Origin of the sequence: Paraburkholderia sp. J94 (genome assembly GCF_905220285.1) — a bacterium.
Lineage (GTDB): Bacteria > Pseudomonadota > Gammaproteobacteria > Burkholderiales > Burkholderiaceae > Paraburkholderia > Paraburkholderia tropica_A.
The window spans coordinates 200969-217987 of record NZ_CAJMZH010000004.1 but is presented as its reverse complement, the minus strand read 5'-3'; the positions used below and the strand labels follow the sequence as shown (position 1 = coordinate 217987).

Sequence of the window (17019 nt, the reverse complement as noted above, 5' to 3'; positions counted from 1 at the left end):
AGAAAGATGAGTGCAGATCGCATTGCCGTCCTCGGCGCGGGGCCGATGGGCCTCGGAGCCGCCTACCAGTTGGTCAAGGATGGCCGCAAGCCGATTATTTTCGAGGCCGACGACCGCGTCGGCGGCATGGCCGCGTGTTTCGATTTCGGCGGCCTGTCGATCGAACGCTACTATCACTTCCACGCGATTTCGGATCACGCCTTCTTCGAGGTGCTGCGTGAGCTCGGCATCGAAGACAAGATGAAGTGGTGCGAAACGAAGATGGGCTACTTCTATCAGGGCCAGGTGCAGCCTTGGGGTAACCCGGTCGCCCTGCTCAAGTTCAAGGGCCTGAGTTTCGCGGCGAAGTTCCGCTACGGATTGCATGCGTTCCTCTCGACCAAGCGCAACGACTGGAAGCCGCTCGACCACGTGGAAGCCACGAGCTGGATTCGCCGCTGGATCGGCGACGAAGCGTGGGAAGTGCTGTGGCGCCGTCTGTTCGACTACAAGTTTTACGACTACGCGGACAACCTCTCGGCCGCGTGGATCTGGAGCCGCATCCGCCGTATCGGGCGCTCGCGCTACGACCTGTTCCGCGAGAAACTCGGCTATCTCGAGGGCGGCTCGGATACGCTGCTCAACGGCATGCGAGCCTACATCGAGGCGAACGGCGGCGAGTTCCGTCTCGGCACGCCGGTGCAGAAAGTGGTGATGGAAAATGGCGCGGTCAAAGGCATCGAGGCCGGCGGCGAGTTCCATGCGTTCGACAAGGTGATCAGCACGATTCCGCTGCCCTACGTGCCGCGCGTGATGCCCGATCTGCCCGCCGATATTCGCGATGCGTTCAGCAGCAAGAAGAACGTCGCGGTCGTATGCGTGATCGCGAAGCTCAAGAAGCGCGTGACCGAAAACTTCTGGCTCAACACCAACGATCCCGAGATGGACATTCCGGGCATCGTCGAATACACGAACCTTCGCCCGCTCGACGATCACATCGTCTACGTGCCGTTCTATGTGCCTGGCGAGCATCCGAAGTATCAGGAGCCGGATTCGGCGTTCATCGACAAGGTGAAGCGCTATCTCATGAAGATCAATCCCGCGCTCACGCCGGACGACTTCATCGACGTGCGCGCGAGCCGCTATCGCTTCGCGCAGCCGATCTGCGAGCCGGGCTATCTCGATCGTCTGCCGCCGATTCAGTTGCCCATCAAGGGCCTGCTGGTGGCGGATACGTCCTATTACTATCCCGAAGACCGCGGTATTTCCGAAAGTATCGGGCTGTCGCGCAAGATGGCGAGAATGGTATGACGCAAGCACAAGCGCCCGTCAGGAACGGCTTCGTGTCGAGGAAGTTCCTGATGTTCCTGCTGACCGGCGGCTTCGCGGCCGCCGTGAACTGGGGCAGCCGCATCCTTTACAACCACTGGATGCCGTATTCGGCTGCCATTGTCGTCGCCTACATCACCGGGATGATCACGGCGTTCGTGCTGGCGAAGCTGTTCGTCTTCACGGAAAGCACGCAGTCGACGCATCGCTCAGCGTTCTTTTTCACGCTCGTCAATCTCGTGGCGGTTGTGCAAACGTGGGCTGTGAGCGTTGGGCTTGCGTATTACGTGTTCCCGAAGGTGGGCATGAACTGGCACGACCGGGATGTCGCCCACCTCGTGGGCGTTATCGTGCCGGTTTTTACCAGTTACATCGGGCATAAGAAGTTCAGCTTCAAGCATTGAAGCTGGACACGAGCTGTGGCGGCAACAGTGCGCCACAGCCAACACTCCCCCTACTGATGACGTTGCGCCTTCGCCAAGCCTTGCGCTGCCGAAACGGCCAGATCGGATCGATCCTTGCCTGAAATAATGAAGACCATTCGCGAACTACACGAACGTCCGACACGACTCGCAACAATAATCGGGACGCTCGCGCTACTCATCGCGGCCGTTTTCCTGATGCCTCTACAGCCGCATATGCCCGAGGCTGGCCTAGACCCTTCGTGGCAATACGCGTTGAACGTTGCCATCGAACAGCATCTGGTCTTTGGACGCGACCTCATTTTCACGTTCGGCCCGCTCGGCTCGGTCTACACCAGTCTGTTCAGCCCCTCGACCAACACGCTCACACTCGTGGCAAGCGCCTTGTTCGCGCTCGGCTTTTGCCTCTCGGCGGCACTGGCACTTTACCCCGGCCGCATGTTGTTGGCAGTGGCGGTGCCGATCATTGTCGCCGTCTGCATCGTGAAGGACAGTCAGTTCATTTCGGTGCCGTTCTTCCTGCTTTTCGCCATCACGCGCACGCAGCTTCAGCCGTCCAGCAAGCTGTATCTCGCACCGACGCGCCCGATTCAGTGGGCGATCGCCATTGCGACGGTTGCCGTCAGCATCACGCCGATCGTCAAAGGTAGTTTTGCCGGTGCCGTCGGCGCCAGTTTCGCGCTCGCCACCCTCGTCCTGATCAGAAATAACTGGCGCATCGCACTTGGATTTGTCGCGCTCGCGTTGATCTCGCTTGGCGGTGCATGGCTCGCCGCAGGCCAGCCGCTCGCCGCACTGCCGAACTACTTCCTGGCCCAAGGCCCGATCATTTCGGGTTACACCACCGCCATGTCACTGGCGGGCCGTACGTGGGTTCCGATTGCTGTCGCGGCAACGAGCGTCATCGTGGTCGTGTCGTTCTTTCTGTCGTTCGACCGCGCCGATCGCATCCCCGCCGCACTGTGCTCGCTGGGCCTCGCGTTCATCCTGTTCGTCGGCTTCAAGGCCGGTCTCGTCCGCCAGGATGGCCACGTGTTCATTTCAACGTGCACGCTGCTGTTCGTTACGCTCGTAGTCGCCGCGCGCTGCAAGCTGCCAGTCAGCCTCGCACTCTGGCTCATCGCTATCGTTGTGTGGCTCGGCGTTGGCCGCACGGCCATTCCGACCATCAGCGCTCTGCCGCCGTTATGGGTCAAAGCCGCGTGGGATCGTTCGATCAGCGGTATCGAGGAGCGTCTTGAAGGCAAGCAAAAGCTGGTTGCGGCGTTCGACGACGCCAATGCGCAAATTCGCGCGCTGCATCCACTACCGCACGTGAACGGTACGGTCGATATCTATCCGACCGAACTGTCGGCGATCTTCGCAAACGGCCTCAAGTGGAAGGGCCGTCCGATTTTCCAGAGCTACTCGGTTTACGACCCCAAACTCGATCGCCAGAACGTGCAGTTTCTGGAACATGCGGGCGCCGACACGATTTTCTATTCGATTGGATCAATTGACGGGCGCCTGCCGGCTCTGGACGATTCGGGCAGCCTGATTTCCCTGCTCGGCCGATACTCGGTGGTCGGCGTGACAGGCACCTACGTTCAACTCGCCCGGCACGGCGGCCCGTCAACCGCAGCGCTGGCCCAAGACGCGCTCCTCCAGACAACCGCACGAGTCGGCGAACCGGTCAAGGTTGGCGGTAGTGATGCGATCTGGGCGCAGATCGATATTCAACCCACACTCCTCGGCAAAATACTCGGCGCGCTCTACAAGTTGCCGCAACTGGAAATTGACCTGACGCTCGACTCGAACGACACCGTCCCCCATCGGTTCATTCCAGCGGTCGGTCGCACGGGATTCCTGCTTTCACCGTACCTGTCGGAAGGACGTGATTTCGCGCTCCTCGCATCGGGCGCATGGCCCGAGCCGCGCGTGACGTCGTTCAAGCTGATGCATCATCATTCGCTGCTCTGGAAGGAGACCTACTCGGTGACATTGCGCGCGGTGAAGTTCGAGCCGCAGCCGCAGGCGCGCCAGTTCGCATTGGCACAACCCGTCGCGCCGTCAGCAGCCTTGTCTAACCCGGTGACGAATCCCGCGACGCAATGCGCTGTCGACTTTGCAAACGGCAGGCCGTTTGCGCCAAATACGCCGCTCAGCACGGTTCGCGGCGTGTTGCGCATGCAAGGCTGGAGTGCGCCACCACCGGGCGTCGACGCCAGTGCCATTCACACCTACTTCGTCGTAGAACGGGGGCAGGATGTGAAGTACTATCTGGCCTCTTCGCAGGAGCGCCCGGACGTCGCACAGGCATTCAAGCGTCCCGAGCTCCTGACCGCAGGCTATAACGGTCTCCTCGATGTCGGAAGCGACGCCGGACCCGCCACTCTGCACATGATGGTCGAAGCGGGCGGAACCGCGTATCGGTGCTCTATCGAAGCCACGCTAAGATGACGGCGTGACCCATGCCCAGCACCCGCGCAACGGGTGCTGGGCATGATCATCTCGATCGATCAGCCCAACAGATAAGAAGCCAAGCCAACGGTTGCGTTGCGCGTACTCGCCCAGGCATCGAAGTTCTCGACGGAGGCGAGCAACCGCAACGCCTCGGGCTCGATGTTCGCGGCGAAGCTGGCGATCGGCATCGCCGAGCCCAGCGGATCGGGCGTGATGCCGATGCGGGCGCAGAGAGAGCGGAAATCATTGCTGAACTGCTGAATGCCTGCTGCGATTTCCTGCGAAACGGTCGCATGCTCTCTCACGACGATGCGCCCCGCGTCCTCGACAACCGTCACCGTCCCTTTCGGCTCCAGCGCATACCCGATCACGGCGTCGTGCGGCGCCGAGAAAAACAGCTCGATCGCGACACGATTCGTATAGACGGCCTTCAGGCGCTCAGCACCGAGCGTCGCCGTCGAAAACAGTGCCTTCATGTTCAGACGCTTCTGGCGCCGCAGACAATCTTCGGTATCACTCAGGCACAGGTAATAACCGAACAGTTCGACGTCAAGCAATTGCGCCAGCACCTCGCTCAACGCATCCTGCGTCGTACCGTTCCAACCCACATCGATCATCGCAATGCGCTCACCGGGCTTCACACCGGCAGCCAGCAGATAGCTGAACAACCCGCGCCGATTGCGCCTGCACACCTTCAGGATGTCCACGCGCGAGGCGCTGAGAAAATCAGCCGCGCGCGCCAGATTGTCCTTGTCGATGACGAAATTCTCGCCAAGGCCAACGCCGTCCATGACTGCGTCCGACGGCGGCGTCACACCGAGGCGTTCGAGCAGTTCAATCGGACGCAGACCATACGCGCCCGAGAGGAAGAATTGCATCTGAGCGTCGAAATTGCGCTCGTCCGTCGCCGCCAGCGTGAACGCTACGCGTGAACCCTTGAAATACGAGAACGACGGCAACGTTGCCTCGGGCATTTCGCGTGCGAGCTGATCGAGAATATGGCCGTCACGCGAGACGAACAGAATGCGATCGATGCGGTCGGTATGCGCCTCGCGCACGATCCAATCGAGAAAGCCCACCGCCGCCGGGCCGCCGTAGCGGTAGCCCAGTTCGGTAAAGGAGCCATGTTCCGGCGCATCGTCCACACTGCGCATCAGCGCGCTGGCAATCGATCCAGAAGTCGACGTTTCCCTGCGCACGCCGGCCGCGAGCGGATCCACGTAATGGTAAGCCGCGAACCCCTTCTGCTGCGCGCGCTCGACGTCGGACACCCGGTTGTCGCCGATATGCAGAATGTGCGGCGCGGGAATGCCCAGTTCGTCCTTGACGAGGTCGAACAGCTCCCCGGAATCGCGCTTCGTCGCATTGCGCTCCGAAGAGACAAAAACCGCATGCGGTTCGAGGCCATGCCTTTTCAGGAGATCATCGAAGAACGCGCGCGGCAGGTACATGTCGGAGGTCACGACCACCGGCTTCTTACCCGCCCACGCCTTGAAAACCGGCATGAGCCGGGGATTGGGCAGCGTGAGTTCGAGCTCTAGCGCGTACTCGGCATCGCGCAACTGCTCAGCCGGCACGCTCACCGCGTCGAAACATGCATAGATGTCGTCGAGTGTGATCTCGCGGCGGCCCGCCGCCTTCATGCGTTCGAAGGCGCGGGTCTGCGCCTGCTGACGCAGACGGCGGAATTGCGGAATACCGAAGCGCTCGCCGATCAAATCGAAAAGATCCTCGGGATCGGCTAGCGGGCGCACAAATAGCGTATCAAAAACATCGAACGAAATGGCGTCCGCGGCCTCGATACGTCGCATCAACTCAGGCAACATGACGCCTCCCGAAGCAAAAATAAGGTGCGTTGAACGCCCTGCGCGCAACAAAGACGCGTAGCGTCAAGGCAGCGAAAAGTACACATCGTTCGGCGCGAGATTGGGGTTGTGAAACGGATCGTTCATCAGGAAGCGCGGATGCTTGCGATACAGCCGCTGCCGCTCCTGAACGAGCCGGCGGCGCTTCGCCTCGCTCTCGCCATCCTGACCGCGGCTGAGCGATTCGTAGTGGTAAAGCTCCACCGCTGGCGACACCACGTTGAAATAGCCGAGCTCGATCAGGCGGAAGCACAGATCGACGTCGTTATAGGCGATCGGTAGGCTCTCATCGAAACCGCCTGCCGCCTCGAACTTGCCGCGCTCGACCATCAGGCAGGCACCTGTGACTGCCATCCAGTCGTACTCGAGGAGGTTGCGGTCGAAGTAGCCGGGCGTATCGGCGTCACCGCGCAGCATGGCGTGGCCCGGACCGTCGGCGAGATTGAGAATGCCGCAGTGCTGGATCTGGCGCGTTCCCGGATACAGCAGCTTGGCACCCACCGCGCCGACGTGGTCGAGTTGCGCATAACCGGCCAGGCGCTCGATCCAGTCGCCCGAAATGACTTCGGTGTCGTCATTGAGGAATAGCAGGATCTCGCCCTTCGACTCCCGGGCGCCGACGTTGTTGATCTCCGAATAGTTGAACGGGAAATCGTGCGGAATGACGCGCACGTTGCGAATCGCACGCAGCGCGTCCAGACACGCCAGCGTGCTCCGCTCCGACGAGCCGTTGTCCATCACGACCACTTCGAATGCCGGATAGCTCGTGCGCGCGAGAATCGAGTCGACGCAACGCTTAAGCACGTCGCCGTTGTTCTTGCTCGGAATGATGATCGACACAAGCGGCGTGCCTTGCACGTCGTACTTGACGCGGAAATAACCCGGCAATGTCGGCACCGCCTCGACTTCACCGATCAGGCCTCTACGCTCGAGCGCGTCAAGACGCGCGCGGCGCGCGGCATCGATCGCATAGGGCTTGGCATTGAGATCGGAAGCGACCGACTGCGGAATCACGCGCCAGTGGTAGAGCACCTTCGGCACGTGCGCGATGCGGCGCGTCTGCTCCGTCACGCGCAGCACGAAATCCCAGTCTTGCGCGCCGTCGAATTCGCTGCGCAGATGGCCGACGCGGTCCAGCAAACTGCGTCGTACACAGGAAACGTGGCACGTGAACATCGTGCTCATCAGCGTATCGGGCGACCAGTCCGGCTTGTAGAACGGCTGCGCAAAACGGCCATCCGGCATGATCTTGTCTTCGTCGCTGTAGACGTAGTCCGGATCTTCGGCTTCGATGCTCTGCGCGAGTTCGTAGAGGCAATCGTCCGTCAGTTCGTCGTCGTGATCGAGGAAGACGATGTAGTCGCCCTGCGCCTGCTCCAGGCCGCGGTTCGTTGCGCCGGAAATGCCCTGGTTCTGGTCGAGCGCAATCAGCCGCACGCGCGGATCGTCGAGCCGCGCGGCACGCTCGCGTACAGAGGCATCGGGACTCTTGTCGTCGACGAGGATGAGTTCCCAGTGCGGATACCATTGCGCCAGCACCGACCCGGCCATGCGCCGGAACAGATAATCGTCAGTGTTGTAGAGCGGTACAACGATCGAGAACGTCGGACGGCGCGTCATGGCCGCGATGCGACGTTCGATGTCGTCGGGGCGCCGCTTCGGCACATAGACGTACCCACCCGAGCTTTGCCCGATCTGGTACACGCCCTCCGGCACCGCATCCGACTGCCCTTCACCGGGCGTCGGCAGGAATTCAAAGTAACTGCGATTACCCAGCGCGATCACCGGGCCGGAGACGGTGCGTTGCGCTGCGCGCATGCGCAGGAATTGCAGACGCGCCGGTATGCGGTGCGGTGTGGCTGCCCACCAGAGCATGCGCGCCGCCCGGCGCAAATTCGCGCGCGTAGACGGCGGTACGCGGGACGCAACCTTGCGCGCAACGCTGAACGCGCGCCACATGACGGACCCCTGCAACGCCCCCAGTTCGTTGCGCATTCGCGCCAGGCTCGCTTGCGTCATCGAATGATCGGCTCGAGCGCTCGCGAGGCGTTTGCGCGCGCCCTCGAAATCCGCGCGCGCCTCACTCAACGCCTGCTCCAGCTCGGCAATTCGGTCGCTTTCGGGTCCGTGCGGCAGCGCGTCGCCGTGATGCTCCAGCAACGCCGCTTCCGCCTTTTCGAACGCGAATTGCGCAGCGACCGCCGCGCCGAGCCGCGCGTAAGCCGCGCGGATCGCCGCGCGCGCGGGCTCGTCGGCGTCGAACAGCGCTTGCAGCGGTGCGGGCACGTTTGTTGGGCACAGCACGCCAAGCCCCTGGCCGTGCTCGAACCCGAACGCCGCGTGACGCTCGCTCAACTCGCGCCACAAGCGCCCGACGCCCGAATCGTCACGCTGAATCAGGGTGTTGTGGAACAACACGACGGCGCGACTCGACAGCTTCGGCAGCCAGTTCGCGTATTCCGCGCGCACGTCTTCGTAGCCGCGGTGGCCGTCGATGTGCAGCAGATCAATCGTGCCGTCCTCGAAACCGTCTCGTGCCTCATCGGAGCGTGCGCGGATCAGTCGCGAAAACACCTCATAACGCGCGACGTGCGAACGCAGCAGGGCTTCGAGAACCGCTTCGTTGGTCAGCCCCGCCTGTGCCTCCCCGCGCCAGGTATCGATCGCATAGCAGCGCGCGGACAGTTGCAGCCGCTGCACCGCCTGGCAAAACACCAGGTACGAGAAGCCGGGGTGCTCGCCGAGTTCGACGAACACGCGAGGACCGATTGCGGCGGTCAGCCAGAAAGCAAAAGGCGCGTGTTCGTGCCACGCGGACCCGGCGAAATAATCCGGGGTCCAGAACGACGCCGCGCTCAGGCAGCCGACCTGATCCGCAGCAGACGACAGGGCGCCGTACTGGGTCGAAGATTCACCTGGATTGGACGTTGTCATGCTCTGGGAAATCCTGTTGACGAATATTGCGAAAGTGAGCGCGCGGCACACGAGGCGCTACGCAGGCACCTGCGATCGATGGCGTGCCTTCGCGCGCTACTGCGCCGACTCGAGGAGGCTGGCGACGCGTGGCGGCCACGCGAAGCTGAAGTCCTCGTGTTCGAGCGTCAAATTGGGGCTATAGGCCCGATCGCGCTGCAGCGCTGAGCCCCATCGCCGATTCATGTAGTCGATTTCGGTACGAAAACGAGCACGCTTGACCGGATTGTCTTCGTAACCACGCGTCGCCGATTCGTGGTGAAACAGCTCCGCGAACGGTGTCACGATGTTGCGATAGCCGGCCTCCTGCAAGCGCAGGCAGAAGTCGACGTCGTTGAACGCCACGGCCAGATCCTGCTCGTTCAAGCCGCCAACTGCCTCGTAGGCGCTGCGCGTGACGATGAGGCAAGCGGCCGTAACCGCCGACCATCCGCCCGTCAGCGCGGTCCGGTCAAACCAGCGCCGGTACGGCGCCGACACGTGCTTGTTGGCGTGGCCGGCTACGCCGCCGATGCCGACAATGATCCCGCCGTGCTGCAACGTCTCGTCCGGATAGAGCAGACGGGCGCCGACCGCGCCGACGCCTGGACGGAGCGCGAGCGCCACCATTTCCGACAGCCAATCCGGCGAGCGCACCTCGATATCATTGTTCACGAGGCCGATCAATTCGCCCCGAGCCGCAGCCACCGCCCGATTGTTCAATGCCGAAAAATTGAACGGCCCGTCGTCGCGCAGTACGCGGATGCGCGCATCTGCCGTAAGCGAGGCCAGATAGGCCAGCGACGCCGGTTCGTCCGACCCGTTGTCGACGATCAGAATCTCGTAGTTCGGAAACGTCGTCTTCCCGATGATGCTGTCGACGCATTGGCGCACGAGTTCGTGACCATTGCGCGTCGGAATGACGAGACTGACGAGCGGCAGCGTGTCCGGCAACGCATCGTGGGTGCGGTAGCCATAGCCGATCCACTCGGCCCGCGCGCGCATGCCACTGCGCGCGTAGTGCTCATTCAGTGCGCGCTCTCCGGCCAACGCCGCATACGGCTTCGACTCGGCCGTGGCGGCCGTGCTGCCGGCGTGCGCGCGCCAATGGTAGAGCACGCGCGGAATGTGGTGAATGACGCTTTCGTCCACGCGCTCGATGCAGCGTAGTACCAGATCGTGATCCTGCGCCCCTTCGAAGCCGACGCGAAATCCGCCTACCTGATCGACCAGTTCGCGCTGGAACAGACCGAGGTGGCTAAACAGGTTTTGCCCGTAAAAGAGCTCGCGATTCCAGTCGCACTTGAAGTACGGCTCGTAGCGCTCGCCGCGCTCGTCGACCTTGTCCTCGTCCGAGTAGATCAGCCGCAACGCGGGATTAGCGACGATGGCATCGGCAGCCCAGAACAGCGCGTGGGCCGGCAGCAGATCGTCCTGGTCGAGCAACGCAACCCAGTCGCCCGACGCCAGTTCGAGCGCGCTGTTGGTCGCCGCCGAGATGTGACCGTTGCTGGCGCGAAACACGAGCTTGATGCGCGAATCGGCCTGAGCCTGGTCTTCGAGAAAGGCGCGCAGTTGCGCATCAGTCGACGCATCGTCGGCAATGCAAAGCTCCCAATGCGGGTAGAGTTGCCCGCGCACCGAGGCGATTGCCTTGGCCAGCCATTCGAGTTTCGCGTTATAGACCGGCATGAGGATGGAGAAGCGTGGCGGCTCCGCCATCGCCGCGACGCGCCGCGCGATGGCCTCGCGCCCGCCGGCGTCGAGCCGGTCGTAGCGCTTGATCCATTCGGCGTAGTTGTTACGCCGCGCTGCCTCGGCCGAACCGCCGAGGCGACCCAGCACGCGTCGCCGGACACTCGAGATGCCCTCTTGCCGCAGCAGTTCGACGGCGCGGCCAAGCGTCGAGATCATCCCGCCGTTGCTGCGCACCGCCCGCGTGAGAACCGCGCTGGCGTGCTCGAGACCCAGCGCGCGATCACGCAGTCTCGCGACCCAGCCGGGCTTACGACCTTCAATGCGATCCGGCACGATGCCTCCTTGCCGCCCGGCACACGTGCTGTCTCAAGCTTCCGCCTCGTAAGCCGAGACCACTTCTTCCACAGGACCGAACGCGCGCACCCGGCCCCGCTCCATCCACAGTGCCTTGTTGCAGACGTTGCGAATCTCGGCGTTCGAGTGCATCGCGAGCACCACGATTTCAGCGCGGCTGTGCAGATCTTCGAGACGGTCCTTCGCCTTGTGCATGAACGAGGCATCGCCAACGCCCATCACTTCGTCGAGCAGCAGGATCTGTGCGTCGATCGCCGTCGAAACCGCGAACGCAAGACGCACGCGCATACCGCTGGAATAGGTCCGCAGCGGCAGATCCAGATAGTCGCCAAGTTCGCAGAAGTCGGCAATCGACTGCTGCTTCGCGCGGATCTCCGCATCGCTCATGCCGAGCAGCAGGCCGCGCAGGCGAATGTTCTGCATGCCCGTGGAGTTTTCGTCCATGCCGAGGCTGATGTCGAGCAGCGGCACGATCTTGCCGTCGCTCGTGACCGAGCCGTGCGTGGGCGTGTAGATGCCCGACATGATGCGCAGCAAGGTGGACTTGCCCGCGCCGTTGCGTCCGATCAGACCGACACGGTCGCCTTTGTCGAAGCGCAGATCGACGTTGTCCAGTGCGCGCACGACGATGACGCCGTCGTTGTCTTCGGCAATCGTATTGCGGCGCCCGAGCCGCATGACCTGCTTCTTCAGCGAACGGCCTTGCACGTCATAAATGGGCAAGTCGAGCGTCGCGCCCTTCAATTCGATATACGCCATGATTTGCCCTTAAACCCAATACGGAATACGTTTCAGATAACGACCCGTCATGAACAGCGCCAGCGGCCAGCCAATGACGAGCATGCCCACGGTGACGCCCCAGGTCAGCGCGGACGGCGCTTGACCGATCAGGGGACCGCGCACCAGCTCGATCATGTACGCCAACGGATTCCATTCGACGATGAACGAGAAACGGTTGAGCGACGTCGGGCGATAGATGATCGGCGTCACGTAGAACGCAACCTGAATAAGCGCGGAGATGATCTGCGGCAGGTCGCGAAAACGCGCGGAAAGCAGGCCCGCGAGCATGCCGATCCACAGTGCATTCAACAGATAGACGGCGAGCGCCGGCACGAACAACGCCAGGGCTGCCCAGTCCTTCACGCCGAAAATCGCCAGCAGGATCAGGATGATCACGAAGTTGTGTGCGAGGACGACCAGATTGCGCCAGATTACCTGCATCTGGTAGATCAGCTTCGGCGTGGACGCCTGGCGAATGTAGGTGCCGCTATTGATGTAAGCGACGCTTCCTTCCTGGACCATCTGGGAGAACGCGTTCCACATCACTAGACTCGACGCGAGGAACGGCAGATAGTCGCTCATGTGCATGCCGAACAACGTGCCGTAGACGATCCCGATCGACGCGATCATGACGCCCATGCTGATCGTCAGCCAGAACGGACCGACGCGGGAGCGCGCGTAACGTTGACGTACTTCAAGCCAGCCCAGCAGCGTCCATAAGCGCCAGGCGGCGATGCTATTTCTCAAATCAAGCAGTGCAAGTTTCAACATGCGGTTTCCCGGAAGACCGGGTATAAGAAGTTATCGATGGACAAGTGACCGTGCGCTCAGCAAGACCGTCTACGCAAAGGCCCCAATCTGCCCGTCAAACCATGCCAGACACCCAGCAGCGCCATCCCGAGATGTTCGGCGCGCGGTGCCATGAAAAGACCATAAATAAAGAGGCGCCCCGGCAATTTCACGAGCTCCGTGGACTTCCAGCTCCACGGCATGTAACCACGCTTCATCAAGGCGATGGCATTGCGAAACTGATAATAGTGGCGCACAGCACCATGGCCGGGATAGGCGCGTCCGAACACTCGCACCGGTTCTCCGCCCAGCGAGTGAGCGAGGCGCAGCGCCGGCGCGCCAAGCACGGAGTATCCATGCTTACGTGCGCGAACACACCACTCCAGGTCGACGAAGTCGATGAACAGCGCATCGTCCATCGGACCGATACTCGACCACGCCGAAAGGTTAATGCACGACCCGGAGGTGATCAGAAAATCGACCTCCATCGGCACCTCGCCTTGCGGCGCCACACGTTGCAGCCGCAACAAACCGAAACGCACGAACGGAGCAATACCTCCAAGCCGCGCATCTTCGTAGGCAGGGCCCACGAGAGCGACATTCCGGCCGCCCGCGCGCGCGCGTTCCAGCGTTTGCGGCAACGCCGACAGCAGTTGCGTGGAGGGCTCGCTATCCTGATCGAAGAGAATCGCACTCGAACAACCGCGCGCGATCAAAGTCTCGACGCCCTGATTGATTGCCGTCGCTATCCCAAGATTGGCGCCGTTGGCGATATAAACGATGCGCGGATCGAGCCCAAGCGACGCCGCGTCGGCCACCTTTTCGGTGTTGTCGACGACCACACACACACCGAAGCTCGCCAGCCTGTTAGCCCGCGCGATACATCCGGCGTCGGGACGGTAAAAAACGACAACCGTGCCGGCCCCGGCATTGCCAACTACACTTGCGCTCATCAATTAGCAAGGCAAAGACGCAATGCTTCGTCCCATTGCGGCAGGCGCAAGCCGAAGGTTTGCGCGAGCTTATCGCCCGCCAGCCGCGAATTCGCGGGCCGCTTCGCCGGCACCGGATACTCCGAAGCCGGGATCGGCAGCACCTTCGGGGCCTTGTCGCCCATCGCGATGCCAAGGATGGCTTCTGTAAAACCGTGCCACGACGTAGCGCCGGCCGCCGTCAGGTTGTAGACGCCCGAGCGCTCGCGCCACCAGTTCGTGTTGCCGCTGCGCTGCGCCGCGAGGCCTTGCGCGACGACATGCGCGGTCGTCGTCGCGATCGTGCGCGACCACGTCGGCGCGCCGATCTGATCGGCCACCACGCTCAACTCTTCGCGCTCCGCGCCCAGCTTCAACATCGTCAGCAGGAAGTTCTTGCCACGCCGCCCGTACACCCAGCTCGTGCGCAAAATCAGATGATCGCAGCCACTCGCCGCAATCGCCTGCTCGCCTTCCAGCTTCGTGCGGCCGTAGACGTTCTGCGGATTCACCGCATCGGTCTCGACATACGGCGAATCCTTCGTGCCGTCGAACACATAATCGGTCGAATAGTGAACGAGCGCCGCGCCCAGCTGCTTCGCCTCTTCGGCGAGCACGGCCGGCGCCTGCACGTTCAGGCGCGTCGCGCCTTCCACATCGCTCTCTGCCTTGTCCACCGCCGTATAAGCAGCCGGATTGACGATGATCGTGGGCTTCACTTCGCGCACGACGCGGCGAATCGCATCGGGATTGTCGAGATCGAGCGCCGCGCGATCGCAGCCCACGACGCGCCCGAGCCCCTGCAGACTGCGCAGCAGCTCGAAGCCGACCTGGCCGTTGATACCCGTGACGAGGATGGTCGCTTGCTTGTCCATCGCCGCCTCACTCATAGACTTCGGCGTCGGCCAGCTGCTTGCCCGCCGCGTCCTTGGCCGCCAGCAGCGGCTCGAAATCGATCGGCCATTCGATGCCGATGGCCGGATCGTTCCAGACGATGCTGCGCTCGTGCTCCGGGAACCAGTAGTCGGTCGTCTTGTAGAGGAACTGCGCCGACTCCGACAGCACGACAAAACCGTGCGCGAAACCGGGCGGCACCCACAATTGCCGATGATTCTCAGCCGACAACGTCACGCCCACCCACTTGCCGAAGTTCGGCGAGTCGCGGCGCAGGTCGACGGCCACATCGAACACTTCGCCTTCCACCACGCGCACGAGCTTGCCCTGCGCATGCTGGATCTGATAGTGGAGGCCACGCAGCACGCCCTTCGCCGAACGCGAATGGTTGTCCTGCACGAACACGACACCGGGCGCGACCAGTTCTTCGAACTCGCGTGCGTTGAAGCTTTCGTAGAAGTAGCCACGCGCATCGCCGAACACCTTCGGCTCGATGATCTTGACTTCGGGGAGCGCCGTAGCGGTTACCGTGATGGCCATGCGACCTGATCCGTAAGAAGGTTCAACAAGTACTTGCCGTAGGCGTTCTTCGACAGCGGCCTGGCGAGCTTCTCCACCGCTTCCGCGCCAATCCAGCCATAGCGGAACGCAATTTCCTCGGGACAGGCGACCACGAGACCCTGACGCTTCTGCAGCGTGGCGATAAACGTTGCCGCCTCGATCAGCGAGTCGTGCGTGCCGGTGTCGAGCCACGCGTAGCCGCGGCCCATGATCTCGACGTTGAGCGCGCCGTCGGTCAGATAGCGCGAGTTCACATCCGTGATTTCCAGCTCGCCGCGCGGCGACGGCTTGATATCGGCCGCGATATCGCAGACGCGGTTGTCGTAGAAATACAGCCCCGTGACCGCGTAATTCGAACGCGGCTTCTCGGGCTTTTCTTCGATCGACAGCGCGCGGAAATCCTTGTCGAACTCGACCACGCCGTAGCGTTCCGGGTCATGCACGTGATAGGCGAAAACCGTTGCGCCCGCATCCTGTTCGTTGGCACGCTCGAGCTGCTTCGCGAGATCGTGACCGTAGAAGATGTTGTCGCCGAGAATCAGCGCCGACGGATCGTTGCCGACGAAATCCTTGCCGATGATGAACGCCTGCGCGAGACCGTCCGGCGAGGGCTGCACCGCGTACTGGATGTTCATGCCCCACTGGCTGCCGTCGCCGAGCATCGCCTCGAAACGCGGCGTGTCCTGCGGCGTCGAGATGATGAGCACGTCGCGAATGCCCGCGATCATCAGCGTCGACAGCGGGTAGTAGATCATCGGCTTGTCGTACACCGGCAGCAGCTGCTTCGAGACTGCGTGGGTGATCGGATAGAGCCGCGTGCCGGAACCGCCGGCGAGAATAATGCCTTTACGAGCCATGTCGACCGCCTTTACGTGCGCTGCGCGTAGTTCGTTTCGACCCACTTGCGATAGTCGCCCGAAGCGACTTCGTCGGCCCATGCCTGGTTATCCAGATACCAGCGCACCGTCTTCGCGAGACCGGTTTCGAAGGTTTCCGCGGGCTTCCAGCCGAGTTCGCGTTCGAGCTTGCGCGCGTCGATCGCGTAGCGGCGGTCGTGACCGGGGCGATCCGTCACGTAGGTGATCTGGTCGCGGTACGAACCTGCGGCTTTCGGACGCATCTCGTCGAGCAGGTCGCACAGCGTGTGCACGACTTCGAGGTTCTTCTTCTCGTTCCAGCCGCCGACGTTGTACGTCTCGCCGCTCTGGCCGCGCGCGAGCACTTCGCGGATCGCGCTGCAATGGTCGCCCACGTAGAGCCAGTCGCGCACGTTCTGGCCGTCGCCGTAGACGGGCAGCGGCTTGCCGGCGAGCGCGTTGGCGATCATCAGCGGAATGAGCTTTTCGGGGAACTGGTACGGACCGTAATTGTTCGAGCAGTTCGTCGTGAGCACGGGCAGACCATACGTGTGATGGTAGGCGCGCACGAGGTGGTCGGAACCGGCCTTGGTCGCCGAGTACGGGCTGTTGGGCGCGTACGGCGTGGTTTCGGAGAACTGCGGATCGGTCGCGGAGAGCGAGCCGAACACTTCGTCGGTCGAAACGTGCAGGAAGCGGAAGGCGGCCTTCTCGGCTTCGGGCAGCGTGTTCCAGTACTGACGCGTGGCTTCGAGCAGCGTGAAGGTGCCGACCACATTCGTCTGAACAAAATCGGCCGGACCATGAATCGAGCGATCGACGTGGCTTTCCGCGGCGAAATGCAGCACGGCGCGCGGCTTGTGCTCGGCGAACAGCGCGTCGAGGGCTTCGCGGTCGCAGATGTCGACACGGGCGAACACGTGCTTCGGGTTGCCCTGCAACGACTTCAACGTCCCAAGATTGCCCGCGTAGGTCAGCTTATCTACGTTGAGAACGGCTTCGTCGGACTGGCTCAGCCAGTCAAGCACAAAATTGGCGCCGATAAAGCCGGCACCGCCCGTTACGAGGATCATGGAACTCCTTTGTGTCGCGTGTTTGATAGCAGATCTGGCGTTACCACCCCGGC

13 protein-coding genes are annotated in these 17019 nt (G+C 62.4%); 3 read left to right on the top strand and 10 right to left on the bottom strand.

The window, feature by feature from the left end:
• Positions 1 to 6 precede the first annotated feature (6 nt).
• From U4Y88_RS09670 to U4Y88_RS09660, 3 genes are all read left to right on the top strand, one after another.
• A complete protein-coding gene (locus U4Y88_RS09670; protein ID WP_321783611.1) occupies positions 7 to 1290 on the top strand; it encodes an NAD(P)/FAD-dependent oxidoreductase in 1284 nt (427 codons plus the stop codon).
• Positions 1287 to 1712, top strand: a complete 426-nt coding sequence (locus U4Y88_RS09665; RefSeq protein ID WP_321783609.1) for a GtrA family protein — start codon at positions 1287 to 1289, stop codon at positions 1710 to 1712. The genes U4Y88_RS09670 and U4Y88_RS09665 overlap by 4 nt, the downstream gene beginning before the upstream one ends.
• A gap of 126 nt (positions 1713 to 1838) precedes the next feature.
• On the top strand, positions 1839 to 4169 hold the full coding sequence (locus tag U4Y88_RS09660) for a hypothetical protein (RefSeq protein ID WP_321783607.1): 2331 nt from the start codon (positions 1839 to 1841) through the stop codon (positions 4167 to 4169).
• 59 nt (positions 4170 to 4228) lie between these two features.
• On the opposite strand, the gene U4Y88_RS09655 is transcribed toward U4Y88_RS09660, so the two are convergent.
• The 10 genes from U4Y88_RS09655 to rfbB form a co-directional block, all read right to left on the bottom strand.
• Positions 4229 to 5998 (bottom strand): HAD-IA family hydrolase, encoded by a 1770-nt coding sequence (locus U4Y88_RS09655; protein ID WP_321783605.1) that lies wholly within the window; start codon positions 5996 to 5998, stop codon positions 4229 to 4231.
• A gap of 63 nt (positions 5999 to 6061) precedes the next feature.
• Positions 6062 to 8971 carry a glycosyltransferase gene (locus tag U4Y88_RS09650; RefSeq protein ID WP_321783604.1) on the bottom strand — a complete coding sequence of 970 codons (2910 nt, stop codon included), beginning with the start codon at positions 8969 to 8971 and terminating at the stop codon, positions 6062 to 6064.
• Positions 8972 to 9067: 96 nt separating this feature from the next.
• Positions 9068 to 10903: a glycosyltransferase family 2 protein gene (locus U4Y88_RS09645; RefSeq protein ID WP_415774422.1), complete on the bottom strand. Its 1836-nt coding sequence runs from the start codon at positions 10901 to 10903 to the stop codon at positions 9068 to 9070.
• A 150-nt stretch (positions 10904 to 11053) separates the two neighbouring features.
• Positions 11054 to 11800, bottom strand: coding sequence for an ABC transporter ATP-binding protein (locus tag U4Y88_RS09640; RefSeq protein ID WP_321783600.1), 747 nt, complete (start codon positions 11798 to 11800; stop codon positions 11054 to 11056).
• A gap of 9 nt (positions 11801 to 11809) precedes the next feature.
• A complete protein-coding gene (locus U4Y88_RS09635; protein ID WP_321783598.1) occupies positions 11810 to 12592 on the bottom strand; it encodes an ABC transporter permease in 783 nt (260 codons plus the stop codon).
• Between the two features lie 56 nt (positions 12593 to 12648).
• Positions 12649 to 13563 carry a glycosyltransferase family 2 protein gene (locus U4Y88_RS09630; protein WP_321783596.1) on the bottom strand — a complete coding sequence of 305 codons (915 nt, stop codon included), beginning with the start codon at positions 13561 to 13563 and terminating at the stop codon, positions 12649 to 12651.
• Positions 13563 to 14456 carry a dTDP-4-dehydrorhamnose reductase gene (rfbD, locus tag U4Y88_RS09625; protein ID WP_321783594.1) on the bottom strand — a complete coding sequence of 298 codons (894 nt, stop codon included), beginning with the start codon at positions 14454 to 14456 and terminating at the stop codon, positions 13563 to 13565. The genes U4Y88_RS09630 and rfbD overlap by 1 nt, the downstream gene beginning before the upstream one ends.
• Before the next feature lie 7 nt (positions 14457 to 14463).
• The gene (gene rfbC / locus U4Y88_RS09620) at positions 14464 to 15015 is read right to left on the bottom strand and encodes a dTDP-4-dehydrorhamnose 3,5-epimerase (protein WP_224015397.1); all 552 of its coding nucleotides are present in this window, start codon (positions 15013 to 15015) and stop codon (positions 14464 to 14466) included.
• Positions 15000 to 15893 carry a glucose-1-phosphate thymidylyltransferase RfbA gene (gene rfbA / locus U4Y88_RS09615; RefSeq protein WP_224015395.1) on the bottom strand — a complete coding sequence of 298 codons (894 nt, stop codon included), beginning with the start codon at positions 15891 to 15893 and terminating at the stop codon, positions 15000 to 15002. Before rfbA ends, rfbC begins: the two co-directional genes overlap by 16 nt.
• Positions 15894 to 15904: 11 nt before the next feature.
• Positions 15905 to 16966, bottom strand: a complete 1062-nt coding sequence (rfbB, locus tag U4Y88_RS09610) for a dTDP-glucose 4,6-dehydratase (RefSeq protein WP_224015393.1) — start codon at positions 16964 to 16966, stop codon at positions 15905 to 15907.
• Positions 16967 to 17019 lie beyond the last annotated feature (53 nt).